At 56.7% G+C, this 25,763-nt stretch carries 18 protein-coding genes and 2 tRNA genes; 6 read left to right on the top strand and 14 right to left on the bottom strand.

The features are described from left to right. Nucleotides 1-44: 44 nt before the first annotated feature. On the top strand, nucleotides 45-8,252 hold the full coding sequence (locus Mal52_RS04630) for a hypothetical protein (RefSeq protein WP_145374546.1): 8,208 nt from the start codon (nucleotides 45-47) through the stop codon (nucleotides 8,250-8,252). Nucleotides 8,253-8,648: 396 nt separating this feature from the next. On the opposite strand, the gene Mal52_RS04625 is transcribed toward Mal52_RS04630, so the two are convergent. From Mal52_RS04625 to Mal52_RS04575, 11 genes are all read right to left on the bottom strand, one after another. Next, a complete protein-coding gene (locus tag Mal52_RS04625) occupies nucleotides 8,649-9,065 on the bottom strand; it encodes a hypothetical protein (protein ID WP_145374545.1) in 417 nt (138 codons plus the stop codon). 321 nt (nucleotides 9,066-9,386) lie between these two features. Next, nucleotides 9,387-9,701, bottom strand: coding sequence for a hypothetical protein (locus Mal52_RS04620; RefSeq protein ID WP_145374544.1), 315 nt, complete (start codon nucleotides 9,699-9,701; stop codon nucleotides 9,387-9,389). 104 nt (nucleotides 9,702-9,805) lie between these two features. Beyond that, complete coding sequence (locus Mal52_RS04615) at nucleotides 9,806-10,171, bottom strand: hypothetical protein (protein ID WP_145374543.1); 366 nt, start codon at nucleotides 10,169-10,171, stop codon at nucleotides 9,806-9,808. Between the two features lie 79 nt (nucleotides 10,172-10,250). After that, nucleotides 10,251-12,239, bottom strand: coding sequence for an ATP-dependent DNA helicase (locus tag Mal52_RS04610; protein ID WP_145374542.1), 1,989 nt, complete (start codon nucleotides 12,237-12,239; stop codon nucleotides 10,251-10,253). Nucleotides 12,240-12,403: 164 nt separating this feature from the next. Next, nucleotides 12,404-13,600: a hypothetical protein gene (locus tag Mal52_RS04605; RefSeq protein WP_145374541.1), complete on the bottom strand. Its 1,197-nt coding sequence runs from the start codon at nucleotides 13,598-13,600 to the stop codon at nucleotides 12,404-12,406. 67 nt (nucleotides 13,601-13,667) lie between these two features. Continuing rightward, nucleotides 13,668-14,753: an S-methyl-5-thioribose-1-phosphate isomerase gene (mtnA, locus tag Mal52_RS04600; protein WP_145374540.1), complete on the bottom strand. Its 1,086-nt coding sequence runs from the start codon at nucleotides 14,751-14,753 to the stop codon at nucleotides 13,668-13,670. Between the two features lie 8 nt (nucleotides 14,754-14,761). After that, nucleotides 14,762-15,208 carry an NIPSNAP family protein gene (locus Mal52_RS04595; protein WP_145374539.1) on the bottom strand — a complete coding sequence of 149 codons (447 nt, stop codon included), beginning with the start codon at nucleotides 15,206-15,208 and terminating at the stop codon, nucleotides 14,762-14,764. A 115-nt stretch (nucleotides 15,209-15,323) separates the two neighbouring features. Then, the gene (locus Mal52_RS04590) at nucleotides 15,324-16,106 is read right to left on the bottom strand and encodes an SDR family NAD(P)-dependent oxidoreductase (protein ID WP_145374538.1); all 783 of its coding nucleotides are present in this window, start codon (nucleotides 16,104-16,106) and stop codon (nucleotides 15,324-15,326) included. 81 nt (nucleotides 16,107-16,187) lie between these two features. Continuing rightward, on the bottom strand, nucleotides 16,188-16,796 hold the full coding sequence (rsmD, locus tag Mal52_RS04585; protein WP_145374537.1) for a 16S rRNA (guanine(966)-N(2))-methyltransferase RsmD: 609 nt from the start codon (nucleotides 16,794-16,796) through the stop codon (nucleotides 16,188-16,190). Between the two features lie 62 nt (nucleotides 16,797-16,858). Then, nucleotides 16,859-17,380, bottom strand: coding sequence for an FHA domain-containing protein (locus Mal52_RS04580; RefSeq protein WP_145374536.1), 522 nt, complete (start codon nucleotides 17,378-17,380; stop codon nucleotides 16,859-16,861). A 215-nt stretch (nucleotides 17,381-17,595) separates the two neighbouring features. Then, nucleotides 17,596-18,156, bottom strand: coding sequence for a response regulator transcription factor (locus Mal52_RS04575; RefSeq protein WP_145374535.1), 561 nt, complete (start codon nucleotides 18,154-18,156; stop codon nucleotides 17,596-17,598). A gap of 927 nt (nucleotides 18,157-19,083) precedes the next feature. Between Mal52_RS04575 and csrA the strand changes: the two genes are divergently transcribed. From csrA to Mal52_RS04560, 3 genes are all read left to right on the top strand, one after another. Continuing rightward, nucleotides 19,084-19,290 carry a carbon storage regulator CsrA gene (csrA, locus tag Mal52_RS04570; RefSeq protein WP_145374534.1) on the top strand — a complete coding sequence of 69 codons (207 nt, stop codon included), beginning with the start codon at nucleotides 19,084-19,086 and terminating at the stop codon, nucleotides 19,288-19,290. Between the two features lie 455 nt (nucleotides 19,291-19,745). Beyond that, a tRNA-Glu gene (locus Mal52_RS04565) sits at nucleotides 19,746-19,819 on the top strand. Between the two features lie 412 nt (nucleotides 19,820-20,231). Continuing rightward, entirely contained in the window at nucleotides 20,232-20,525 is a 294-nt protein-coding gene (locus Mal52_RS04560; RefSeq protein ID WP_145374533.1) for a hypothetical protein, read from the top strand. Nucleotides 20,526-20,532: 7 nt separating this feature from the next. Here Mal52_RS04560 and Mal52_RS04555 read toward each other — a convergent pair whose 3' ends face one another. Beyond that, the gene (locus Mal52_RS04555) at nucleotides 20,533-21,189 is read right to left on the bottom strand and encodes a DOMON domain-containing protein (RefSeq protein WP_145374532.1); all 657 of its coding nucleotides are present in this window, start codon (nucleotides 21,187-21,189) and stop codon (nucleotides 20,533-20,535) included. Nucleotides 21,190-21,318: 129 nt separating this feature from the next. Here Mal52_RS04555 and uvrA point away from each other — a divergent pair, with 129 nt between their 5' ends. Further along, nucleotides 21,319-23,901 carry an excinuclease ABC subunit UvrA gene (uvrA, locus tag Mal52_RS04550; protein WP_145374531.1) on the top strand — a complete coding sequence of 861 codons (2,583 nt, stop codon included), beginning with the start codon at nucleotides 21,319-21,321 and terminating at the stop codon, nucleotides 23,899-23,901. A 192-nt stretch (nucleotides 23,902-24,093) separates the two neighbouring features. Here the strand turns inward: uvrA and Mal52_RS29565 are convergent, their stop codons facing one another. Next, nucleotides 24,094-24,555, bottom strand: a complete 462-nt coding sequence (locus Mal52_RS29565) for a hypothetical protein (RefSeq protein ID WP_197534658.1) — start codon at nucleotides 24,553-24,555, stop codon at nucleotides 24,094-24,096. Between the two features lie 450 nt (nucleotides 24,556-25,005). On the opposite strand from Mal52_RS29565, the gene Mal52_RS04540 reads away from it, so the two are divergent. Next, nucleotides 25,006-25,079, top strand: a tRNA-Pro gene (locus Mal52_RS04540). A gap of 131 nt (nucleotides 25,080-25,210) precedes the next feature. Here Mal52_RS04540 and Mal52_RS04535 read toward each other — a convergent pair. Then, nucleotides 25,211-25,531: a hypothetical protein gene (locus Mal52_RS04535; RefSeq protein ID WP_145374530.1), complete on the bottom strand. Its 321-nt coding sequence runs from the start codon at nucleotides 25,529-25,531 to the stop codon at nucleotides 25,211-25,213. Between the last annotated feature and the right edge of the window lie 232 nt (nucleotides 25,532-25,763).

The raw sequence follows: 25,763 nt of genomic DNA, 5'->3' as shown, positions 1-25,763 counted from the left end.
CAAAACACCCAGCCAGATGCAACAAAGTTCAGGTAGGAATCGTCATGTTACAGCGCCGCACCCCACACGACTTGTCGGCCACCCGCTTCGAATTCAGACCGCGACGGTGCGCGATCGCTACGGTCGGTTTACTGCTCTTCGCTGCCGCGATCTCTCCACAGCGGCCAGTCATCGCCCAGGAACAACCGACGGCGGAAATTCCGGGACGACGCATCTTCGTGCCCGTCGAAGACCTGGACGTTGTCCTTAACCGCGACAAACAAGGCGTGTTGCTGCCCCGCGACAAGTTCTCCGAACTCTATGCCGCAGCCAAGAAAAACAACGAACAAACCGCAGAGCCGCCGCACGGTGTGATTCTCTCGCAGGCCGCCTATCGCGCACGCACCTCCGGCGACCGTTTGTTAATCACCGCCACGATTGAAGTCACACAACTCGAAGCAGGTTGGCATGCGGTCCCGTTGCGATTTTCGGGATTGTCGGTGGAGCAGGCCAAACTAGGCGACGGCCCCGCGCAATTAGGTCGGCATACACAACAGGTGGATACCGTCTATCTGTTGAATGACCAAGTCGGCAAGCAAACGCTCACGCTGGAACTATCCGCCCCCTTGGTCAGTAGCGGCAGCGATCAGTTGGCGAAATTCGGCTGCCTGGCAATTCCCTCTGCCACACTAGAAATCGATCTACCCGCCGGGCGGTATTTGGTGCTCAACAGCGTGATGCCCCAACGCGGCGCCGACGAGGATCAACCGGCGCACTACAGCGAAGCCATCGGCGGAAAGCAGAACATCAGCCTGCGCATCACCGGCAAAGAAGCCCAGCAAGGCGAAGACGCGTTGGTATTTGGAACCACCGGCATCGGCGTCCGCGTCGCTCCCGAAGAACTGACTTGGCAGGCGATCAGCGACGTGAGCGTCTACGGAAAACCGATCGACCGATTGACCTTCAGCATTCCCGATTCACTGGACATCGTCTCAGTCGAATCCACCGGCCTAGAAGGTTGGGGTTTTGAACCGAACCCGGCAGAAAAACGCACGATGCTCACCCTCTCCTACCGGCAGGCATTTCGCGACACCCGGCGGATCGTCTTTCGCGGCGTGACCTCCACCACGACCGGGACTCCTTGGAACGTTCCCAACTTAACCCTCAGCAACGCCACGTCGCACACCAGCCGCATCATCGTACAACACGCGCCGATGCTACGCTTGCGAGCCGATCAACTCGACGGAGTACGCCGCATTGCCGATTCCGACGAAGTGGCCACCGAGATTCGCCGCATCGCCGCCGACACCGCACCGGGAGAAAAAAACTGGCAGTCGCTGTATTTCGCCGCTTGGCAAGAAGATTTCAAACTGGCCTTTGTCACGCAACCCAAGGCGGGGGAACTGCAAGCGGCCATTGCCACACAATTAGACGTCGGCACCATCGGACTCGACTTGCGGTCCAGCATCAGCATCGAACCACGTTTTGCGCCGTTGTTTGGATTAGATCTCTCGTTGCTGGCAGCTTGGGAAATTTCCAGAATCACTGTCGGCAATACAACGCCTGCCTGGCGCGTCACATCACTGGCCGACGGCGTGCAGCACGTGCAAATCCCCTTTGAAAAACCACTCCCCGCCGACCAAATGCTGCAAATCGGACTCGTCGCCCAATGGCGACCGGATGATTGGCCGGTTGAAGACCAACCACTCGAATTCGCGATCCCCGAAATCCGACTGCCGCAAGTCGATGTGCTGGAAGGCACGTTCACGATCCGCTCCACCAAGGACCTGCGGGTCGTGCCGAGGGGGCTCTCCGGACTCGATCCGTCGCGCGACATTCAAACAGACGGCAGCAGCGGCGAATGGCTCAGCTATGACTATCAGGACACGCGCTTTGCCGGACAGTTGCGCATCGAACGCAAACCCTCGCGGATCTCCGCCACCACCCTCAGCTTTGCGCGGCTCGAACCGGAAACATGGCACGCACACCTCGAAGCAGCCGTCAACATCGACGGCGGCGGCTTGCGGTCACTCCGTTTGGAACTCCCCGAAGCTAGCGGCGAGGACTTACGGTTTCGCCTCCACAACCGCAACCTGCGCATTGTCGAACAACACGCCGCCCCAGAAATCGCCGAGGGCCGACGGACCTGGACGTTACGATTCGACCAACGACATCGCGGCGTGCTGCGGTTGAGTGTCGATGTTGAAATGCCCCGCGGCGATGCGGAAACGTTCACCGTCCCCGACCTACGAATCGTCGGTGCGGAACGGCAAAACGGCTTTACCGCCATCGAAGGGAGTGGCGAACAGCAGTTGACGCTCACCGCCGTCGACGCCAACGACGCGCCGCTGGCCGAAATCGCACCCGAGGATTTACCCCTCCCGGCCAATTATCGTCCGCAGGAACGGATCGTTGCCGCCTATCACCATGTCCGACCGGCTGAGCACATTTCGCTCTCCGAAACCCGTTTCGAACGCCTGCCGGTGCCAACGGCCATTTGCGACGAGTTGCTTGTCGAAAGCGTATTGGGCGAAACCGGATTTTTGCAACATCAGGCCTCCTTCAAATTCCGCGCGGTCGGCGTGCAAGGACTTGAAGTCCGCTTGCCGAGTGAAGCCGCGCTGTGGGCGACACTCGTCGACGATCAACCCGTCGAAGTCCGTCGCATCGGCGATGCCTATCGCGTTCCGCTCCCCGTCTCAGGCAACGACGAATCAGAACACCAGATCGTTCTTTCCTACACATCACAAATGGGCGCTCTGAATGCCACCGGCCGTTTGTCACAGACGCCGCCGCAACTGGCGATCGTCAGCGGTGCAGGCGCGGTACAACCCCTCGAAATTCTCCGCCAGGCCTGGACCGTCCATCATCCCCGCGACACCCGTTTCCTAGCCGCCCACGATCTGTATCAACCCGAAGTCGAACCAGTCGCCCCCAGCCTGCTGGGCGGCTTGCAACGGGGCGTCTCCATCGGCAGTTGGCAGGACCTGTTAGGAAAAGCGTTCGTGCTCATCACCGCTTTGGCCGTGTTATTGCTGGTCACCGTGGGTTACCGCAAACTCGGCGCCAGCGGCGCTGTCGGCGTAGGCATCGCCTGTCTGGTGGGCGTGTTCGTGTTGGCCTCCATGATGCCGGCGGTACAACAAGTCCACATGAGTTCAACCGGCAGCATGGGCGAAACGCAGTACGGAAACAAGACATCGGCGCACACCCAGATGAGCGCCGGAACCGAGATCGCCTTTGAGTTAGACACTCCCCAACAAGGGCAACAAGAAATGGCTGATGTCGTTACCGTGCAACAACCAGTCGAGGAAGATTCTGTCGAAATCCAAAAGGAATGGCTGGAACTCAGTCATCTACGACGAACGTCTCGCGGCAAACAATTGAGCCGTCCCCTATCCCGAACCAGACCACAACAGCAACGGTCAAGCCGCAACAGACAACTCGCAGATTTGCCTGTTGCGGACGAACAAATAAGCGAAGGCGAACTGCCAAGCTTAAACGTCGCTGGCAATGAAGGAAGCCATCCGGTCGTCAAAGAGCAAGGATTCGGCGCGCAATCCCGTTTCCGCACAGATATCGCTGACATCAACGATAACCTCGCCCAAAACCAAGACGGCGACGGAATACAAGAACCCAACGCCCCCGCCGAAAATGCTGAGCCGTTCGCTGCGCAATTCGGTGCCAATGCCATCCAAGCTCCGCAAGCCGCCAACCAGCAAGCGAGCACGGCAAAGCCCACAAGTCTCGGCGGACTACTCTCCCTGGACGTAAAACTCACCCCGCCAGCCGGCAGTCGGGAATCGAAGTATTACTACGTCGGCGCCGCTGATGCTGCTGTCGGTCCCAAATTGGAAGTCGATTACCTCAAAGACAGCCCCGTCCCCTTTGTCACCATCGCCTGGATGGCCGGGATGTTGGTTGTCTGTTGGTTCCTGCGGGCCAAACTGCTCGCCGCCCGCGCCGCCGTCGCCGTGCTAGGGCTCAGCTTGCCATTGGGCTTGGCTGCGCTGGCCCCGGCGAATTGGATGCCCGCACTCGATGGAATTTTCCTGGGCACGCTGGCCGGCATCGCCGTCTGGATTGCCATTCCTATTATCCGCGAATGCTTCGACGGCGAACAAAGCCTCGGCGGTACGCTGAAAACCTCGATCCTCAAACGGACAGCCACCATGCTGCTCGTCAGCTTGATCACCACCGCCCTCGCCGGCCCACTTCAAGCGGATGAGAACCAGAAATCAACTCCTCGATCAAAAACACGGATCGCAAAACCCGCGCCACCAATCGTACAGCCGCAACCCATCCGCGAACCATCGATCGTGATTCCCTACGAGACCGGCAACGACCCAACCGCGGCCGAACGGATTTTCCTGCCGCATGAAAAATTCGTCGAATTGTGGAACCAGGCGCATCCCGACCAACGCATCCTCGCCCCTGCTCCCGTCGAAGTCATGGTTGCCGAAGCGATGTATGCCGCTGAAATCGATGCCACTGCCCGGCAAGAATCGGCCATCATCAATATCACCGGCCGCATCGTCGCTTACAGCTATCGCGACCGGCAAGTCGCGCTCACGTTGCCGCTGGGAAACATCGCACTCGACTCGGTCGAGGTCGACGGAAAAGCGGCAGCGCTCACACCGCGCACAGGTGACTTGGGGACCAACTACGAAATCCTACTCGACCGGCCCGGCATGCACGTCATCGACCTGAAATTACGTATCCCCTACGAACGAACCGGACCAGCCGGACGCTTCACCCTCCCACTCCGCCCGGTCGCCGCCGGAGCACTGCGGTTCCAACTCCCCGGCAGCGATCTGAACCTCCGCATCAATGGCGGCAGCGGCGCCTATCGACGTCAAAAATTGGGCGACGCCGAGTTGGCGGTCATTCCCGTCGATCGCGGTGGCGAAATCGAAGTCGCCTGGCAACCCCGCCAAACCCGCGCGGGAGTCGATGGCGTGATCCACACCGAAACAGCCACCGCCCTCTCGGTTGATGATGCGGGCGTGAATATCACCTCCACGTTCGACTATCGCGTACGCCAAGGTTCGATGAACTTCGCCCTGTTCGCGCTACCAGCCGATGTCACTGTACGCAAAATCAGCGGAAATGACGTCGCCGGTTGGGCCATCGAAGGACCTGACAACGATCGCCAACTGCGCGTTTTTCTGGGACGCAAAGTCGAAGACCAAACCGAACTGACCTTCGACCTGTTCGTCGCGCGACAATTCACCGCCGAGTCCAACGTACTCACATTGCCCGCGTTCGCGCCGTTACAAATCACCCGCGAAACAGGCCGCATTGCCGTCTATGCCGGCAACCAATTCGCCGTCACCAGCAGCGTGATCTCCGGTTTGACGCAGATCGAAACCAAAAACCTCGTCCTGCCGGTCCGCTACGCGCATGTCGATCCTCGAAAACAACAAGCGGTCGCCGCCTATCGCTTCACCACGCGGCCCTTCCAATTGGATCTGCTCGTGCGACGGCAACAACCCGGGCTGACCGGATCGGCCGAACATGCGATCTTGATTAGCACGCGCAAAATTCGCCTGCGTTCGCAAATGCATCTGAAATTGGCCGGTGCTCCCAAATCGACCATCACCGTGCAACTCCCGCCGAATTACTTGTTGCTCGATGCGGTCTCACCCCACTTGTCCGATTGGTCCACGACAGACACAGACAACGGCGCGCTCCTGCACCTGGAGTTGGCTTCGCCGATGACAGGCGCGGTCCCCTTGGAAATCTCCGGAGTCATTCCAAGGCAGCCCGACGACTTGAATCCCGCCCTGCAAGTCCCGACAGCGACTGAGGCGGACAGCATGCGTTCCTCCGTGGCAGTCTGGCTCGATTCGATTTATTCCGGCACGATGAACAACATCGGCGAATGGCGATCTGTCGACCCCGAGCGATTGTCATCAGAACTGCGCAGCCGCATTCAACGGCCTGTACAATTCGCCTTCACCGCCGCCGGGACCGAACTGCCGGACATCGGTTTGACTCTGCAGCAGCGCCGCCCGCTATTGGCCGCCGCCGCACTGACAACCATCATCGCCAAAGACACAGCTGTTGAGTATTCAATCGCCTGCAAATGGAAAATCACCCGCGCCGCGGCCGATACCTTTTCCTTCACCACCCCCGCCTGGCTGTCCGGCAAAATGGATTTCCAAGGGACCGGTTACCGGCAAATCTCCGAAACTCCCGCCGGTGAGGAACGCGTCCGCTGGACCGTCGAATTAGACGATCCCCGCCGCGATGAGTTTTTCGTCGTCGCCAACGTCACCCTGCCGCCGCCATCCAACGGCAAGATCATCGCCCCCTCGATTCAATTCGAAAACGCGCAACCCAACGACGACGGCACCATCTCTCAGCTAGAGACGCAGACCGAGTATCTCATTCTGGTCAACCATTCCCGCGACCAAATTGATCTGGCTACCACCGATGCGGTCCAGACCACTGATGCCGAAGAAGTCCGCATCATCAACCTGCCCGACTCACTGCTGCAACAAGCAGTCGACATCTTGCGGGTCACGCAACCAGACGTCACCGTCACTTGGAACCTGCGAAAACTACAACAGGTCAAATCGCTCCCCGCTTCGGTAAACCTGGCCGACAACAAACTAGTCATCGCCCAAGACGGATCATGGCGAGCGCAGGCCAGTTATCGCATCAACAATCGCAACCGGCAATTCCTGGCGCTCACCATGCCGACCGAATCACGGATCCTGTCGGTGTTTGTCGCCGGCAAACCGTCGCGCCCCGTGCAGACGACCAAGGATGGAAAACAACTCACACTGATCGCGCTGCCCAAAACAGTCGCCGGTGATTTTTCCTTCACCGTCGATATCGTCTATGCCGGCCGCCTGCCCCAGCGGCTCCCCAACGGAGTCCGCGCCACGTCCCTGAACTTCGACCTACCGCACGCCGACGTCGTAACCCCTAAAGAGGACGACGAATTCGGCATACCTGTTTCAAAAACAGCTTGGACCGTCTACTTACCCAACGACATCGAAGCCAGCATCATCGACGACCCCGCCCGCTCGAACCTAAAACTCGTCACCACCGACCAACAGCGGTATGACTTGGGAATCACCTTAATGAAGGAAGCGGAGGAGGTCCTCACTACGGCTTTAGAAAAAGGCAACCGCGCCAGCCGCTACATTTCATCTTCCTCGATTAGCTCCACTGAGGAAAAAATCGAATCGATCAACCGCGGCCTGAACGAAAGCATTTCTCAGACGAACGACAAGAAAAAACTCGCCGAGTTGAAAAATCAACAGGCGCGTCTGCAGGATAAATTAGGCAGAGTCCGCCGGAAACTTGAGCTTGAAGAACAGACCGTCAAGGAGTCGTCTCCATCCCAAACCGCAAGCACGGGACGACTCATGATCGGAGTCGGCGTGAACAGCGACAACAACGGCGCTATCGGCAACAGCTTCATCAGCAACGATCTCTTCAACAGCAATAGCGCAGTCGGTATCACGATCGACAACTCGGACAGCATGTTTACACTAGACGACGCCCCGCAAGACAAATCCCAAATGGGAAAATCTAAAAGCATCGAACAACGCCGCGGACGCCTGCAGGAACAGCTCGCGCAGCAAAAAGGCGCCCTCAAAGATCAGGGACGCGGGAAAGGCCAAACGCAGGGAGACGGCGAAGCAGAACCGCCGGCTCAAGCCCTTCTAGATTTGGATTCGTACCCGACGCACGGCAGTATCGTTGGTTTTTCCGACCAAAATGGTTTTTCCGCGGGAGCTGAGATTGATGGGGAGAAGCCCGACCAGGGCCGCGGCGAGAATGATTTTTCTCGGATTGCAGGTCCGGTAAGCGAAGCCATTCTTGAGTCAAGCGTCCTGTTCGCAGGACGAGGAGGCAGAGCACTCGATGATGGCGAGGCGGTACCCCAAGACCAACAATGGACCGCCGCCGGCGGGCTGTCATTGTTGATCGATGTCCCCACCACCGGCCAGAAACTGACCCTCTCCAAGGTTGGCGGCCGTCCAAAGTTAGCTCTCAGCCTGCGACCGCAAGCTTTTCGTGACACCCTGTTCGACACCGCTTGGCTGGTCGTCTGGGCCGGATTGGGACTGAGCATCGTCCTCGCCCTACGGCGCCCAACCGCCTCGGCTGCCATTATGAATTTAGCGCCCATCGCCCTGATGATCGCCGGCGGCGTCTGGTACTTCCTATTGCCGCTGGCCCCCGTGGGATTCGTGATCGTGATGCTGGCAGCCCTCTGGCTAGCCATCCGCCACCGCCACGCCACCGCATGACGGGACGGAGGCTGTAGGCATGAGACCGTAGGCCGTCGGTTTGGACCGCAACGGTCCCTGCGACTTGGCTTGCAACATCATCGGGCAAAATGACACGCCCGATAGCGCGCGGCTCGGGCGGAGCCTCGCCCTCCCGGTTACGTCGTGGGTGATGCACCCGCTCCTTTATGGGCTGCGCGGTTCGAGGCAAATCACAGAACCGTTCCCGATCAATGGAACGCGTCCCTGAAACAGTCCCGTTCACGGGACTTGCCCCGCTGAAAGCGGGTCGTAGGCCCGTCGTTTACGGCGGGTTTGATTGCAACATCCACCGAACTAAAAACCCCCGTTCACGGGGGTTCTCGATGCAACGGCTTTAGCCTCCAACGCATAGCAATGCGACCATATCGTGGTCGTCTAATACCCCCGACGCCATCCACCGTAGTAATATCCGCCGTATCCATAGTTGAACGGATGCGACCAGCGGTAGTTCAAACGGTTGTAAGCGGGAAATTTCGAAGCGCGGGCATCTTGCGTGCGGATGATTGTCGTGGGACGCATTTGGTCAAACAACAACTCCATGGCCGAATCGTGGCGATACGAAGGGTTGGCATCGTACTCGGCGCGATTGAACGGAATGGCATTGTAAGCCTGTTCGTAGGTCACACCGTTCTTCTCAAATTTGGGGGCCTCTTCCTTTTCGGCATAACGAATCGTGATTTCCCAATCCGCATCGTCCTGAGCCAACGCAGTGGCAGCAGGCAACGCCAAGACAACCGCGCAGATCGCCGATCCGCTGAGGACCATTTTCTGTAAACAGTTCAATTTCAACATGTTGCACCTCTTGACCAATGATGAATGTCGGTGAAAATCGCAGCGGACCGACCTATCAAACCTCGACTGCAGAAAAAACGCGCATTTTCCGCAAAGCCCGCACAACCTTCATCCTACCAATCCAGAAACACCAAAGGCAACCACGAAATCCGCCGGAAGCCATCCCCGCGACGAATTACATGCTATGCAATTCACGCCCCTGCCAAGCAGTTTCGCTGCCCTGCCTGCTCCACCAGTGATAAAAAAACAGCACCCCGACAAAGCAACGGCTCTGCCGGGGTGAGTTTCATCGTTGAAACGTCAGTTGCCTAACTTGGCGACTTACGATGTCTGAGCCGCACAACAGGGTTGAGCCGTTGTGCAACACTCCTGGCTGCCGCTCTCGCAACAGGCCTTTTCCGCAGCACAACACTCGGCTTGGGCGTCACAACATTTCTCTTGGCCATCGCAACAAGCTTCGCCGTTTTGGCAACAAGCCGGTTTTTCAGCAGAGGCGCAACATGCGGCTCCCGCTTCACAACAGGGTAAACCCAACGCACAACAGTCTTCGCCGGTATTGGCGGTGCCGCCGGCATTTACCGTTGTGATTGCCATTGCGAGTGCTGCAAACGAGGCCAATGCAAATTTCGTAAACATGATATCTCTCCATAAAGGCGGTCCTCACATCGCGCACTTCAGCGCGCACGGAGACCGTTTTGAAAAACAGAAAAAAACTCACAGATCATCCGTGGAAGAGCAGCTTATATCCGCCAGACGCACTGGAGTGTTTGGAGAGAGGTGTCCCCGTCGACGAGACGGTACTCATTGCCTCCCGAGCAGGGAGTCGCGGGAACGATGATGGACAGAGGCGGTAAAGCCCATTGCCACTGCACGTCGACGCGCGTGAGGCCAACTGTTTCAGCCGTCACGGCAACGCGCTCTAGGCAACAGTCGCACTGCCCGTCCACTGGCGCTGGGTGGTCATCACCCAGCGGTTGCCTGTCATGAACCGTACAACAGGCAGGTGGCTGCTTCGCAGAGGTGCTCTCGGCGCAACACGTCATCGGCGGCAAGGCGATTGCCAGCGCCAAGAACAGACAGACGTATTGCAGACGAAAGATACTCATGATGGCAATTTTATGCCTAGTCGAATAACGGGTCAATATGCCAATTTTGTATTTAAGCAATGTCGTCTAGCAAATCCCGTTATTCATCATCAATCACGACTTGGCAATCGGGCAAGCTGCTGAGGAACATGCGGCCGTATTGTTTGGTGCGGACGCGGGGGTCGAGGATCACCACTTGGCCGTGATCGGTTTTGCGGCGGATCAAGCGGCCGAAGCCTTGTTTGAGTTTGATGATCGCCTCGGGGACTTGATATTCCATAAAGGCATTTCCGCCGCGGGACTTGATGGCTTCGATGCGAGCTTCCAACAGCGGATGGTCGGGTACGCTGAAGGGCAATTTGGCGATGATCACATTTTGCAGTGCATCTCCCGGCACATCCACGCCTTGCCAAAAACTATCCGTGCCGAAGATCACTCCCCGCTCGTCTTTACGGAATCGCTCCAACATCAGCGACGTCGGCATCCCCTCCCCTTGTTGGTACAGTCCGAAGCTATTGTCGGAGAACCAATACTGCAAACGTGCGGCACAGTTGCGGAGCATGCCGTAACTGGTGAACAACACAAACGCCCGGCCTTCGGTTTGCGCGACGTATTTTTTAATCTTCTCACACACCGCCGCTTCGTACTCCGACGGCGACCCGCCCGGGTCGGGCATCGATTTCGGCAAAATCAATTGCACGTTCTGGCGGTAGTCAAACGGGCTGCCTAGTTTGTTCTCAAAACTGTTGCCGACACCCAAGCGCAGTTTGGTGAAATTAAAATCCTTCCCCGCCACAGCCAACGTCGCACTGGTTAAAATCACGGTCGGCGTCTTATCGAACAGTTCCTTTTGCAGCGTCGCCGCCACTTCAATCGGCGCGCAATACAAAGTCACCCGCTCGCGGCGTCCGCTCATGTACTCCGTCCAATAGACCGAATCGGGCATCGTTTGGTGCAGCCAATTGCTCAAGCCGTCGGCCAATGTCACGCAACGATTGGCCGCGGCGGTCAGTTCGACCTTCTCTTCTTCGCGTTTGAGTTTTTCCGCATGCACGGCAATACTGCCGGCCAATTCCCGCAACGGACCGTTGACTTCGTTGATCACATCCGGTGGCGTGCGCAAGCGACCGTTGGAGTTGCCGTGCAGGCGCAACCAATCCTTCAACGCATCGAAGAAATCGCCCACCACATGCCGCAAATGAACCACCAGTTTCTGTGCTGCGGTCAGACCGTGCGGAACGAGCAGCCCTTTTTGCGTCCGGTCGTTGTAGAGCTTGTTGAGCAGATATTCGAATTGTCCACTAGAGATGGTCATCCCCAAATGCGCGCCCGCCACCCCTTCGACACTGTGAGCTTCGTCCAAAATCACAACATCATAATCGGGCAACACCTTGGCCCCTTCGCGACGGAGGGCCAAGTCGGAGAAGAACAGCGCATGGTTCACAACTAAGATATCTGCGTTCCACACGCGGCGACGGGCTTTGTAGTAAAAGCAAGCATCGTAAGTCGGGCAGCGTTTGCCGAGGCAGTTGCCATGCTCGCTTTGGATTTCATCCCAAACCTTGGGCAGCGGGCGGAACCGTAAATCCGACTTACTGCCGTCGCCCGTTTCTTGCGACCACTCAGCGATTTGCGCCAATTGCTCGGTCTCTTCGGACTGGGAAAAGACCGTTTTCGCACGATCGATGGCGCCATTCATCCGCCGCAAACTGATGTAATTCGACCGTCCTTTGACCAACACAGCGGAGAATTCGACCGGCAGCACCGCGTTGAGAAATGGGATGTCGCGGAGGATGAGCTGTTCTTGCAAGCTGATCGTGTTGGTGGAGATGATGATCGGCTTTTTGTCGCTCTTGTTGGGCGTGGCTCCTTGAGCAGCAGTGGCATGTAGAATCGCCGGGACGAGATAGGCGAAGCTCTTCCCCACGCCCGTTCCCGCTTCGACAATTAGATGCGACCGTTCACGAATCGCGTGTTCGGCCGCTTCGGCCATTTCCAATTGTTCGGGCCGATGCTCATAGTCAGTCAACCGCGCGGCAATGCGACCGTCGGGACCGAGAATCGATGCACTGCTCACACTAGCGGACATGAATGGTCTTTTCTCTACGACTCGTTTCAAAACCTTTTGACGCGCACCACTGACAGGAACCTACAAATTGCTAGAACATGCTCAACTCAGTTTTGCAATTGGTTCTCAGGAATGCGATGGTCAACGCACGTCGATTGCCGGTCGATTATACGCGATGCAAGGGATCAAGACGAATCGTGCCGCGCCGTTGCCGCAGGCCGCGCCGGCGCTGCCGGCTTGGCCAGCACATACAATGCTTGCAACAGCAGAAAAATCCCCAGCGGCGCGAAGACCGCGACCCGCAACACCGACATGACGACCGGTGGCAGCCCCGCTTGGCCACCGACAAGGACCACAATCACTCCCAACAACGTGAGCATGATCAAACAGCAACCGATGGCCGTCATTTGTGTTTTGAAGTTGCTCCGCTCCGAATGCGCTTCGAAGAACAACTCGATCGTTCGTTTGCGACGCAGCGAACGGTCGGTCGCATGCATCAATTCCATGCCTCGCTGAATAGCTTCCCATTTCGGCTCAGATGTGTCATTGTCCCGCGCCGCCAAAAACGATGCCAGGACCGCCGGTCCCCAATCGTCGACAGCCGTTTGTTGCGGCAACTCAAAATCTGGACCGTCTGCCTGCAATGTCAAAGACGAGTCAGCCGGATTACCGCTCAGGACCGCCGTGGAACGCATACCGGCGATTTTCAGTTGCCACGATTCTTCCCGGTCCACCTTCGCCATCCAAGTCGCCTGCGGCGCTTGGTCGCAAGCCAGTGTGGTGGTCAGTGACGAAAGCGCTTCGTCGGTACCGGTCCGTAGCGTCGTGACGAGGCTGTAATTCCCACCCAAATCCCGCAGCAGATCGATGTCCGCTAAAAACGCACGGTCAACTTGCGACTTGGTCAAAAACGGCGATTGTTTGTTGTCGCTCGCGGGAACGAGGGTGCGGTTTAATTCCAAATACTGCACGACGCCCAATTCCCCGTCATCGAGCAATTGCCGCAATTGCACCACCAACGGATGTTGGCGGAGCGGCCAAATGGGGAACAACGTGATCGGTTCATCGGCCGTCACCAGCGATAACTCATAAATCACCCCCAAATCCTGGCCGTAGAGCGGCAGCACGAGCAACGATTTTCCCGCTTCGGCCATTTCACGGGCCGCCTTCAAAACTTCATCCGATTCACTGGCCACAATCACCGCTTCGATGGTCGCATCCTGTTGGACGGCCTGGATGGACGGACAATCGACCGCTGCAGGACAACAACCGGCTGAGTCGTTGGCTTTGTAGAGGGCCGTCACTTGATGGTCAGGGGTTGCGCAGATGGCCCTGAGCAGCGGTTGGACTTCGGGGGCGTCACCCAAGAGGGCAAAATTCATCACTCGGCTTTCGATCGGGCGCGCGGTGTGTGCATCGGATTTCGGGAGCGCAGCCGTATTATAGTGATCAATTGTCCGCGGCGGAACTGCCGACCATTTTGCGCACATTTTCCGTCGTCACAGGACGTATGACTCCCCGCTCGGTGAAAATTGCTTGGATGAGCGCCGCGTCGGTTACGTCGAAGGCCGGATTAAACACCTGGGCATTGTCGGGCGCGGTTTGCCGGCCGAAACCATGCGTAATCTCCTCCGCAGCCCGTTCTTCGATCGGGATCTGCGAGCCGTCAGGCAGCGCAAGGTCGAATGTGCTGGTCGGAGCAGCGACATAAAACGGAATGCCATGCGCTTTGGCCAACGTGGCAACAGAGTACGTGCCGATTTTATTCGCGGCATCGCCATTGGCGGCAATACGATCCGCTCCGGTCACAACAGCTTGCACGCGGCCTTGCTTCATGACCCAGCCGGCCATTGAATCGCAGATCAACGTTGCTGGAATGTTCCGCTGCATCAATTCCCATTGGGTCAGCCGCGCGCCTTGCAACAACGGGCGGGTCTCGTCGACATAGACTTCGATCTTTTTGCCAGCCGCGGCGGCAGCAAAGAAAACCGAGAGGGCCGTTCCGTCACCGGCGGTCGCCAATCCACCCGCATTGCAATGGGTCAGCACCGCATCGCCATCGCTGAGCAACTCCGCACCGACGCGTCCGATTGCGGCGCACATGGCGCGGTCTTCATCATCGATCCGCCGCGCTTCGTCCAACAACAGCGCCGTCAACTCTGACGGTGACGCCTCCGGATGTCCACCGGCGAACTGCCGCATGCGGTCGAGCGCCCAAAACAGATTAACCGCCGTCGGCCGACTGCTGGCGAGGTATGTGGCTGTCTTGTCGAGTGCCGCATCGAATTCATCACGCGAACCGGACGCTGCGCTGCGCACGCCCAGCACCACGCCGTAGGCCGCTGCGACGCCGATGGCCGGGGCGCCGCGGACGCGCAGTGCGCGGATCGCTTCCCAAACCTGCTCGACGGAGTCGCAATCGATTTCGCGCAACTCCATCGGCAGTAATGTTTGGTCAATCATCCGCAGACAACCAGTCGTCTCCCCTTGCCAGGAAAGCGTGCGCGGGATGTCGGTGGGGTTCGTCGTTGCCATGTGGTGCGTCACTTCTTCATCGGAGAAAAATCAGTCGGTGTCATGTACACGCTCTCGACCTTTTTGACGAGTTTGCCATCGGCGATCGATTCGGCGTATGCCTCTTTCCATTGCGGATCGCTGATGAAACCCTTCCAGGATGCCTTGGCCGCTTCGGGGCTGGCGTGGGAGACGACGTAGATCAACGTATTGTCGGCCAGTTTTTCATCGCTTGGCGTCCAGTAGGCGACATTTTTCATGCCGTGCTTTTCGAACAGTTTCATTGTGTGGTCGCGAAACCGCGCGTGCAGTGCGGGCAGCTTTCCCGGGTTAGTGGTATAGGTCCGCAATTCAAAAATACGACTCTCGGCCGGTTCGTCGGCATGGCTGTCGTTGCTTGTGGTGAATCGTGTGGTGGCGACCAGTGCCGCAAGGATCGCGAAGCCGCAGGCGGCCAATCGGTAGGAGGATTTCATGGAGTGCCTTTCCAAGGAGGGTGGATTGATCCCCCGGCGGATCCGAGGGTTGATGGAGATAATCGGGAGGGCGCTGTCCCTGTCCCCGCGGAGAGTATCCGAGGGACTGTGAACATTACCACAACGTATATCCGCCGTCGATGACCAAGGTCGCCCCGGTCATGTAACGTGAAGCGTCTGAGGCGAGATAGACCGCCAACGGTCCCAGGTCTTCCGGGTCGCCGAATTTCCCCGCGGGAATCGCTGCCTCGAAGGACTCGATGACCGAGGGATTGTCCTTGGCCCAGCGCTGGTTGGGTTCGGTCATAAATCCGCCGGGACAGATCGCATTGACCGTCACGCCCTGCGGCGCCCAATCGGCGGCTGTCGCCCGCGTGAAAGCAATCACCGCCGCCTTGGAGGCTTCGTAGCTGCGGCCACCGATGTTGCGGCTGGCAATCATGCCTGAAATAGACGCGTTGTTAATCACCCGTCCACCGCCGGGCAATTTGAGCATCGCCCCGCCAATGATTTTTGTGCAGAGGAACGTGCTGGTGAGATTCAAATCGAGAATCGTCTGCCAATCATCCAGCGGCAATTCCTCGGTCGGGACATTGATCCGCCGCCCGCCCACGTTGTTGATCAGAATCTCAAATGGACCATGTTCGGCGAGAGCATCGCGGCAAATTTGTTCCGCCTGTTCCGGTTGCCCGATGTCGCCGATGATCGTGTGCGCGTTGCGTCCGAATCCGCGAATATCCTCAGCTGTTCGTTCTAAACTCTCCGCATCGCGGCCAACGAGCACGACATCGGCACCTGCTTCGGCGATGGCCAGCGCCATTTCCCGGCCCAATCCGCGGCTCCCGCCGGTGATGAAGAGCTTCCGCCCATCTAACCGCAATCGATCCCAAATGCTCATCGCTGGTCTCCGTATTTTTGCTTAGTCACTGGACCGACTATGCAAAAGGAGGCGGCGAATTGCAATCCACCGTGGCGGTGATTACTCCTGGGCGGTGCCGGGAGCCGGGGGATCAGTCGTTTTCACGTAGAAGTGCAAAGCCATACTGGACGGCTTAAGGCATTCCTGAAGCGTCCATTCCGGGGGGACAGCAAATTCAGCCTTGCCCCCAGTGCGGATGACCAGCAACGCATCGTCGGCTGTGACATCGGCGCGGGCTAAGCGCGTGAGCGCCTTGTAAGGCTCGGAGGTTTCGTCGGCCCCTTCCATGAATCGGTACGGGGGATCGAAGAAAACAATGTCGTAAGGGCTCCAATCGTTCAGCCCTTTGGGTTTGAAGGAGGACCGTAACGCATTGGTGCGCCAACAGAGCGTCTCTTCTTCGGCCTTGAGCGACTCGACATTTTGCTTGAGCAATTCCCAGGCGCGATGGTCCTGCTCAATAAAGACCGCTAGCCGCCCGCCGCGACTGAGGGCCTCCAAACCAAAACTACCGGTCCCTGCGAAAATATCGGCGACCGCTGCGCCTTGAAGCTTTTCTTCTAGGCGATCAAACAAGGCCACTTTGACCCGATCAATGATCGGGCGGGTGGTTTGACCGGGATTAGCGAGCAATTTACGACGACGGTACTTTCCGGAAATAATGCGCATCTATGGTGAATTTCGAGGTCTCGTCGCTTGTTCGTTGCTGATTGAACCGCCTAAAAAGCGGGTTACTTCTTTTTCATCTCAAAGTGCCGGCGGATGATGTCTTGTGCCTCTTCGGCAATCGACTTGGCTTCCGGCTCGGCGGGGGGCAGCTCAGCGGTGGTTGAATGCTCGCGATTCGCTTCGACAGTTTGGATTTCGGTCGTTTCAGAATCGGCGGCACTGGCGTTGGTGTCCCCTTCGGCCAGCCAGGTCGCAATACTATCGTCGTCGGCTGACCCCGCCGGTGCGGCCAATTGTGGGATTTCCATGGTGAACTTCACAGGACCGATTTTCAGCAGGTCCCCCGGCCGCATCATGTGGTCCCCTTCGATCTTCATGCCGTTGATGATCACACCATTTTGGCTGCCGGAATCCTTGATGAGAATCCCTTCATTGGTAGCCAGCAGTGAACAGTGGACCCGGCTGACGTCACCCGATGTTAAACGGACGTAACATTTGTCGTCGCGGCCGACAGTCACTTCCCGGTTGGGAAGCGGAATCTTTGTGCCTTGGTGTTTACCGTTTTGAACGATCAACGTCGCCATGACCAACCGCCTCGAAAGGATAGGAATAATACTCAGATCAACGGCATAAAACGCAAAAACCGGGAAGGATAATGCCGCAAATAATAATTGTCAAAACTCAACAGTCACCGCTTGGAATGCGCGGTCGAACCTGGAACTGACACTCTGTCGACGTCAGTTCTGAACTTCTCAACAGAAAGGGAAACCCGTGCAAACCAGTTAAAAGAGGTGATCGGCTAATCGTGAATTGGAACCATCGTGGGTTCTCCACACTCAGGACAGGTTAACGATTTGCCGCGGTGTACGGGACTGACACGAAACCGCTTTCCACAGGAACAAGAAAAGCGGACGCGACGGTCTTCGCGTGGACGATCCGAATGGACTTCCCACCATGCGTTTTCGGCGATTTCTCGGATCTTCGACAAGAGGACTTCGGGCTGGACCGGCTTGACCAGATAACCGTCAGCGCCGACTCGGGAGGCAAGCTTCTTGGCTTGATCCAGTTCGATCTCAGACACGACCAAGACAGGCACCGTTTTATCTGTTTGTTTGAATCGTTCGCAAATCTCGAATCCAGTATCGCCTTGCAAAATCAATTCGGTGATCACAAAGTCGGGCTTGCGCATGACAAAGATCGACTGCGCTTGGCCACCGTCTTTGGCAGTTAACACGGTGAACTTTTGGCTTTCGAGCAGCGTCTTCATGGACTGCGCCGTCTCGGCGTCCGCTTCGATAAGCAGAATCCGATTGACAACGACATCGGTGAGGGCGCGGCCAGAGTAATCTTCTGCGACCATGGACTTTTCACTCTCACGATCTGAAATCGATAAAATGCTCAGCTAGGAAAATATGACAAGTTATCTAAGTAGTATCACCCAAAAGAATGACCAGAAAGGATGCTTCCGCAATTGATATAACGTTAGCCATAACCGAAAATGGCCTCGCATGCAAATAAATTCCTACAACTTGGCCAGCCAGAAGGCAGACGAGAGTCCGAAAACCGGTGCGGGGACTGGAAATAAACAGGATACTGAGCGGACGACATCCCTCACCTGACGGGAAATCCGACCGCTTATTTGCACAACCCCACACCTGCCCTCGCCGCCATGACGACCAAGTTCGCCCGCAAGAATCGAATTTGTCTCAACATTTGCGTCCTGCATAAATATTAACGGTTCTCTTTTCGGAGAGGGATGCCAATTTTTCGCCGAATTGACATTTCGCATTTGGAGGCTCGGCTCCGCCTACCTAGTAAAATGCACCATGGCATTTTGCAACATGCGGCTATCCCGCTATTCGTTCCACCAGCCAATCCCTTAGCGAAATGACCTGGACAAAACGAAAGTCTGGAATTCGCAATTTGGGTCATGGATTAACACCGGAAGTCGGCAAAAAGTTTCGTTTTTGTTAAAATGTTAGGTCAAAAAGAAGCCCGCCCCGCTTTTAGCACAAGATGTTTAGCAGATAGGACTTATGAGATTCCTCCCATTTTAACAATGAGCAAGCTAAGGATTGGCCCTCGGTTGCCTGCGCCAAGGTCTACAGTCGCCCCTTGACCTATTTTTGCTTGACGCTTAGAATAAATTGAGATGATCGGTTGGTAGCGGGACACTGAAGTGCCGGCCAACCCATACGCTTGCATGAAGCCGAGCCGTCATCGTAGTGTCGGCCTGGTTCCCTCTTCACGGGGAGCAGGCTTCGCAGTACTGGGAGAGTAGCGTCCAATGTTGGTTCTTTCACGTAAAAAGAACGAAAGCATTGTAATTGACGACAACATCGTCATCACGGTGGTGGAAGTTCGTGGGGATAAAGTGCGTTTGGGAATCCAAGCGCCCAAGGAAATCCCTGTTCACCGCAGTGAAGTTTACGAAGCAATCCACAACCTCGAACAGAAGACGGGTCACTCCGGAGTTTCCTCCGCTGAGACTTAGAATTCTGTTGGATCAAGTGGTTGCATTGTTGGTCTTTACTTTGTCTTTTGCTCACAAATCGTTTGCTACACCGTAATTTCGACGGTGACGTGACTTACGTGATCGATCCAAAATTCGCGTTCCCGTAATTCTTTACGTGAATCTCCACGCATCTTCCCTGACGTCCTTCCTCGGCTTGAACTGCGCCTCTCTCTTTCGATCGGGAAAATGGGGCTACATGCAGATCGCTGCCAAGGAGGCACGACACTGCGAAAATTGGTTTCCTGCTGAGCGCATCCGAGAGATTCAGTGAATTCGTCCCTTTTGTTTGAAGCACAGCCACCGAATGAGCCGAAGCTCTCTAACACGTTTTTCAATCCGCGAAAACAAAACATCGTTTTTCCCGCTTTTATGAGGCGGCCATCGTCTTGACAATCGGTAAAGCGGTTCTGTATTGTATGACGCGTCAGGCACAAGGCCCCATCGTCTAATCCGGTTAGGACACCGGGTTTTCATCCCGGCAATAGGGGTTCAAATCCCCTTGGGGTCACTTTCTCGAAAACGTTTGGCTTTCGAGTGACAATGCCTTTAGCGACGGCAGTTGGCTTATCACGCCAACCGCCGTCGCTTTTTTTGTGCATAATTCTTAGCTCGAGAATACGGCACGACGCCTCTTGCCGACCAATTGTCGAATTGCGCCGATTCCCCTCGCTCCATTGCCGATTCCAGGCAACCTCGCCGCTGTAATGAGTACTGGGGAGGACCGAGGAATCCTGCGACTTAATGCCAGCCAACACGCAAATCCAAGGCCAGCATAGGGTTTTCCCTGAACAGTTCGCTTTTTGCAACGCTCTGTGAGCTAAACTAGATATGCATAGATACAAACAGACCTGCCTAGACATGAGGTACACAAGCCAACCGCAGAGCGTCCCCTTAAGCGGCAACGGGCAATGGGAGGGACCATGGATAAAGTAATAGGATCATTGGCAAGCCACAGAGCCGCCGCTGCTGAAGAGGTTGTGCGACACATCGAACAATACTTCAAGAGAAATGATTTTGAAGTCATTACCGACGAGGTGGTTGAATATTTGTCGATTCAGCCGGTCACCTTGCTGATGGAAGGCCAAGTGATCTTTGAATCCGGTTTTCCCAAGTCTGCTTCTTGGAAAGCCCGACTGACACTGGACAATGACCAGTTGCGCTTTGCGCGACTCTCAATCTCTGATGGAGAGCAATTCGACTCCTTGTCCGAATAGCCCCGACTCACCGAGCCAATTCGACAGTCATCCACAAACTGGGATCGTGGGCAATCGGAAAATCGGGGCCAACGCTGGGATATTGCTGCCCAAGCTCGCTGTCCTGCAACAGGTAGTAAAACCCCAACTGTCGCGTCGACTCCGGGTCAAACCCATGCAGCGCTGCTGCGGGAACCCAAGTCTCAAGTTGATACCCGTCGTCAGCAATGACGGATCGCACTTGGATGTCATTGATGTGCGTTTGCGGCGCATCTTCTCGGGCGCGGGCAATTGCTAATTGCGAGGCCGACGGCTGATCGCGTTTTGGTCCGTCTCCAGCGGGTAAAAATGCAAAGTGGTGGCAGAAGCGACTGGCACGATGGATGTTTTGCGTATTCCGCGTATCAATCCAGACTTGCAGCCCATCCGTCTCGGTTGGAATGACAGCGCGACAGACCGTGGGGCGAGTTTTGCCGCTCACTTTAACACTGAGGCCAATCCCCTGTTCGTTCCAAGCAAGTCGAATATCGCCGAATTTGGCTGCCGAATCCAAGTCACTGAAATCAGGCAAGGCGTGGGCTGCCGACAATTTCAGCAAGGACTTTCCCCGTAGCGGCAATTTCGCGGAGTATTTCGCTGGGAGGGAGTACCGAAACAAAAAGCGATGCGGAAGGAGTTGGTTCATGATGAATTACGGTCTCACGCCCAGCTGAGGAATTATCGTTTGCTTCTATGTTAGTGAATTTCAGCCGCAGCGCATACAATCGGCAAGACGAATACCGACCAGCCATCCCTGCAGTAAGCTCCTTTGATTATGTCCGCGAATCCCCCGCCGAGCGATGCGATCCATGTTCGAGGTGCGCGGGTCCACAATCTGCAAAACGTCGATGTCGATATCCCCCACGAGAAACTGGTGGTCTTCACCGGCGTCAGCGGCAGCGGCAAAAGTTCACTCGTGTTCGATACCTTGTTTGCCGAAGGACGACGACGGTATCTGGAAAGCCTGTCGACCTACAGCCGGCAATTTTTAAATCAGCTCGAACGGCCCGACGTGGATTTGCTGGAGGGATTGCCGCCGACATTGAGCGTCGAGCAGAGCGTCGGCTCAGTCCAACCCCGCAGTACCGTGGGAACAACGACCGAAATCTACGATTATCTGCGGCTGCTGTACGCGCGGGCGGGGCGCGCGCACTGTTATCAATGCGGTAAACCGGTTGAGCAACAATCCCCCCAAGCGATCATCGATGCCATCCTGGGTTTCGAGGACCGAACCAAGGTCATGCTGCTCGCGCCGCTCGTGAAAGGTCGCAAAGGCGCGCACAAAAAAGTCTTTGAGCAGATATTCCGCGAAGGATTCGTCCGCGCCCGCGTCGATGGGGAGTTGGTCGACGTGGCGGATCCACCCGATTTGCAGAAAACCCGTACACACAAAATCGATGTCGTCGTCGACCGCATCGTGATCAAAGAGGGGATTGCTCCACGGCTGAGCGAATCGGTCGACCTGGCGCTGCGGCACGGGGAAGAGACCTGCATTGTTTTGCGACAAGTCGATGGGGAATGGCAAGAACAGCGTTTCGGCACCCGCTTCGCCTGTGCGACTTGCGGCATTAGCTTTGACGAATTGGAGCCGCGGACATTCAGCTTCAACTCCCCATACGGAGCCTGCCCCAAATGCGAAGGGATGGGACATCTGATTCCCGAGTCCGCCGGCAAGAACGACGAAGTCGAACCAATGCTTTGCGATGCTTGTGGCGGCAGTCGCTTGGCACCGATCGCGCATTCAGTGACGGTTGATGGCGTAGCGATTCATGAATTGACGGCTCAGCCGATTTCGCAGGTCTATGAATTCATCGTGCGTTTGCTGGAATCATTACGCGATTCCTCCACTAGCATCTTCACTACCGAAGCAGCCCGACTCGCGGCGGGCGGAGTGCTGGACGACGTGGAATCGCGATTACGGTTTTTAATGCAGGTCGGATTGGAATACTTGGCACTGGACCGCCCTACCAAAACGCTGTCAGGCGGCGAATACCAACGCGCTCGCCTAGCCGCTTGCCTGGGGTCAGGGTTAACGGGGGTCTGTTATATCCTCGACGAACCGACCATCGGCTTGCACCCTCGCGATGTGGGGCGGTTGTTGGAGTCGTTGGAAGAACTCCAAGAGCAAGGGAACAGTGTCCTCGTGGTCGAGCACGATCCGGAGGTGATGGCCCGCGCCGACTACATGGTCGACGTCGGTCCCGGAGCGGGACAGCATGGAGGACGAATCATCGCCGCAGGGACGCCGCAACAAGTCGCTGAGGCTGACACACCCACCGGGGAATACCTCAGCGGGCGCCGCGATACAGAGCCAACACCGCAACGGCGCGCCGCTCATCCAGAAACGGGCATTGTGTTACGCGATGTCGACACTCATAACCTAAAGCAAGTGACGTTGGAACTGCCGCTACAGGTTCTGACATGCATCACCGGTGTCAGCGGCGCGGGTAAGAGTTCACTGGTGATCGATGCGCTCCTTCCGGCAATGCGGCGAAAATTGGCACAGCAGCGAACTCGTAGCCAAACGACAACCAACGGCGAGGCAGACATTACGGGAGTCGAGCAGATCGTGCGGTTGGTTCAAGTCGATCAATCCCCCATCGGCAAGACGGGCCGCAGCAATCCAGCGACCTACTCCGGCATTTGGAATGAAGTTCGCAAAGTCTTTGCCAAAACTCGCGAAGCTCGCATCCGGGGATACAAGGCGGGCCGCTTCAGTTTCAACAGCAAGTCGGGGTGCTGTGAGACGTGCCGTGGACAAGGCGTGACGCGCATCGCCATGAATTTTTTGCCGGACATGTATGTGACCTGCAGCGCCTGCAACGGCGCGCGTTTTAATCCGCAAACGCTGGAGATCCAATTTCGCGACCGCAGCGTGGCCGATGTGCTAGCGATGAGCATTGCCGAGGCGGCTCTGTTTTTTGAAAACGTCCCCAAGCTCCAAAAACAATTGACGACGTTTGTCGACGTCGGATTGGGCTACCTGGGGCTGGGTCAATCGGCGCTCACACTCTCCGGGGGTGAAGCACAACGGGTTAAATTGGCCAGCGAACTCTCACCGACATCCCATGGCGAATCCACGCTGTTCGTATTGGACGAACCGACCACTGGACTCCACCCGGCCGACGTCGAGCAACTGCTGAGAGTCCTGCACCGCCTAGTCGATTCAGGGCATACCGTCGTCGTCGTCGAACATGACCTCGACATGATCCGCGCAGCTGATTGGGTGATCGACATGGGCCCCGACGGCGGCGAGCAGGGAGGCGCGATCGTGGCAACTGGAACACCGGAGGAGATCCTCAAGCACCCCAGCAGTCACACCGCCGCCGCCTTGCGCAGGCTCATTGCCCAACCGTGAACTAAACGGGATCCGCTAAAGCAGTTACCCGCAGGCAATCGTCAAAGACAGCATCTCCCAACGACACGCCGCGCGCACCGGGAGCCTCGCAGAATTAGTGTCCTAATCGGAGAGCCTCACCGACTGCGCTGAACGCCTATAAATCCGCCGAGTATTTTCCTGTACTCGAAGAGTTCAGGGGAGGTAGAAGAACTATTCTTCTCCTTCCACTTCCTGCTTTTCGGCGCGACTGTCATCGTTGTCCGCGTTCTCTTCGCTCTCATCGTCATCATCGTCGAGCGATTCATCGATCGGCGAACCGACCGGAGCTTCCACCGGTGCTTCCCAGGACATCGTATGCGCTTCGATCTCGCTAACCACCACGTGTTCCTCGCTGCCTTCGGCGTCTTCGACAGCATAACCGCACTCTTGCAGTTTGACGACTTGCTCGGAATCCTTTTCCAACAGACCATCATCACGGATGGGAATTGCCCGCCACCACTGCAAATGCGGCCAATCACGGCGAATTGTTTTCAAGCAGGTTTCCATGGCCCGTCCGTTAGCCCCGGCGCTAAAGCCGGCCCGTTCTGCAACGAGTCTGAAATTTGCCACCTTGTCCGCTCGCTTCAACTCCCAGAGGATTTCCGCGACCAATTGTGCACGAGACGAAGCCATATTCACCTTTCTTCCACGTCAAAACTCGAATCGGGCCTGCTACGAATCAATTCCGTCAACAGCCACGTTTCAAGGGAGCAAACCTCGGCAACAACTCCCAAGGCCGCCCACAAAAAATGATGCTACGGGAATTCCAAAATCCCGCTGAATCAAACCTCTAAAGTACACGATTTGCGAGATTTCCTCAAGATCAGGACACCATCGGTCAATCCCCCCTGAGAATCTGCCAAGAATCGAGAACGCCGTTGTAGGCCACAAGACGGGCCATACCAGCAACACGGGCCAAGATGTTGCCTCCACAAGGAAACGCCGAGAGGGATGCCATTTGCCACCAATTTTCCCGATCGACATCTCTTGCAATTCTCGTGAATGCCTGCGATAACAGCAAACGTCGTCTGTGCTTCCACTTTTGGGAATAATTCCCGACGTGACCACAGACGCCAACCACCACGGGACGTGGCGCAGCCTGGTAGCGCGCTTGACTGGGGGTCAAGAGGTCGCAGGTTCAACTCCTGTCGTCCCGACTTTGTAAAGCTTTTGCCCGTCAGGATGTTACAGCATATGGCGGGCTTTCTTTTTGCGCGAATTCGGGGTGGTGGCACCTAATTCGCCCCCCGCGTCCTTTTGCGATCGCTTGTGGTCGCACCATAATTTGCTATCGACGTCGTCGACATCCTGGGCGACGCAGACGTGACTGAAACTTGCTGACCGCCGCCGCATCGATATCGGCGAGCCTTTTAATGCCCACCTTTTGGATGTGGTTCATGTTTGATGCGTAGTTATCGGACAATCCCAGGAGCTTCTCGTCTTCAAAGCGTCGACGAAACTTCTGCCAACTGATTGTGTGAGGCTTCGAATACCGCCCCTGTTGGAGCTCTGCCTCCCACTTGGCAGTCGTGCGATCGGCTGCCTTGCGTTCGGTTTCGCCGGTGGACCGTGAGACCTGCTGTCCTGTCAGGGGATCCGTGTATCTCATATAGAGATACTTCCGGACATGATCGATGACATGAACTCGCAGAACTTCCATAAGACTTTGTACCGAACGCGAATGTCAGCCACGCCCACCGCCACCGCTTCAAGACTGCCTGTAAGGCGCTGGGGCTGGAGCGTTTGCAAGTGCTGATGATTCATCACGGCCGACACACGTTCATCAGGTACGCATTGGCGGGGCACCGCATCTTGGCCGAAGTCCGCGATGCTGCTGGACA

It is taken from the genome of Symmachiella dynata (assembly GCF_007747995.1).
GTDB lineage: Bacteria > Planctomycetota > Planctomycetia > Planctomycetales > Planctomycetaceae > Symmachiella > Symmachiella dynata.
This window is presented reverse-complemented; position numbering and strand designations above follow the sequence as displayed.

Excerpts from the sequence above, each read along its gene's own strand:
- Mal52_RS04630 (WP_145374546.1), top strand. The coding sequence starts at position 45 with ATGTTACAGCGCCGCACCCCACACGACTTGTCGGCCACCCGCTTCGAA.
- Mal52_RS04625 (WP_145374545.1), bottom strand. The coding sequence starts at position 9,065 with ATGTTGAAATTGAACTGTTTACAGAAAATGGTCCTCAGCGGATCGGCG.
- Mal52_RS04620 (WP_145374544.1), bottom strand. The coding sequence starts at position 9,701 with ATGTTTACGAAATTTGCATTGGCCTCGTTTGCAGCACTCGCAATGGCA.
- Mal52_RS04615 (WP_145374543.1), bottom strand. The coding sequence starts at position 10,171 with ATGAGTATCTTTCGTCTGCAATACGTCTGTCTGTTCTTGGCGCTGGCA.
- Mal52_RS04610 (WP_145374542.1), bottom strand. The coding sequence starts at position 12,239 with ATGTCCGCTAGTGTGAGCAGTGCATCGATTCTCGGTCCCGACGGTCGC.
- Mal52_RS04605 (WP_145374541.1), bottom strand. The coding sequence starts at position 13,600 with ATGAATTTTGCCCTCTTGGGTGACGCCCCCGAAGTCCAACCGCTGCTC.
- mtnA (WP_145374540.1), bottom strand. The coding sequence starts at position 14,753 with ATGGCAACGACGAACCCCACCGACATCCCGCGCACGCTTTCCTGGCAA.
- Mal52_RS04595 (WP_145374539.1), bottom strand. The coding sequence starts at position 15,208 with ATGAAATCCTCCTACCGATTGGCCGCCTGCGGCTTCGCGATCCTTGCG.
- Mal52_RS04590 (WP_145374538.1), bottom strand. The coding sequence starts at position 16,106 with ATGAGCATTTGGGATCGATTGCGGTTAGATGGGCGGAAGCTCTTCATC.
- rsmD (WP_145374537.1), bottom strand. The coding sequence starts at position 16,796 with ATGCGCATTATTTCCGGAAAGTACCGTCGTCGTAAATTGCTCGCTAAT.
- Mal52_RS04580 (WP_145374536.1), bottom strand. The coding sequence starts at position 17,380 with ATGGCGACGTTGATCGTTCAAAACGGTAAACACCAAGGCACAAAGATT.
- Mal52_RS04575 (WP_145374535.1), bottom strand. The coding sequence starts at position 18,156 with ATGGTCGCAGAAGATTACTCTGGCCGCGCCCTCACCGATGTCGTTGTC.
- csrA (WP_145374534.1), top strand. The coding sequence starts at position 19,084 with ATGTTGGTTCTTTCACGTAAAAAGAACGAAAGCATTGTAATTGACGAC.
- Mal52_RS04560 (WP_145374533.1), top strand. The coding sequence starts at position 20,232 with ATGGATAAAGTAATAGGATCATTGGCAAGCCACAGAGCCGCCGCTGCT.
- Mal52_RS04555 (WP_145374532.1), bottom strand. The coding sequence starts at position 21,189 with ATGAACCAACTCCTTCCGCATCGCTTTTTGTTTCGGTACTCCCTCCCA.
- uvrA (WP_145374531.1), top strand. The coding sequence starts at position 21,319 with ATGTCCGCGAATCCCCCGCCGAGCGATGCGATCCATGTTCGAGGTGCG.
- Mal52_RS29565 (WP_197534658.1), bottom strand. The coding sequence starts at position 24,555 with ATGGCTTCGTCTCGTGCACAATTGGTCGCGGAAATCCTCTGGGAGTTG.
- Mal52_RS04535 (WP_145374530.1), bottom strand. The coding sequence starts at position 25,531 with ATGAGATACACGGATCCCCTGACAGGACAGCAGGTCTCACGGTCCACC.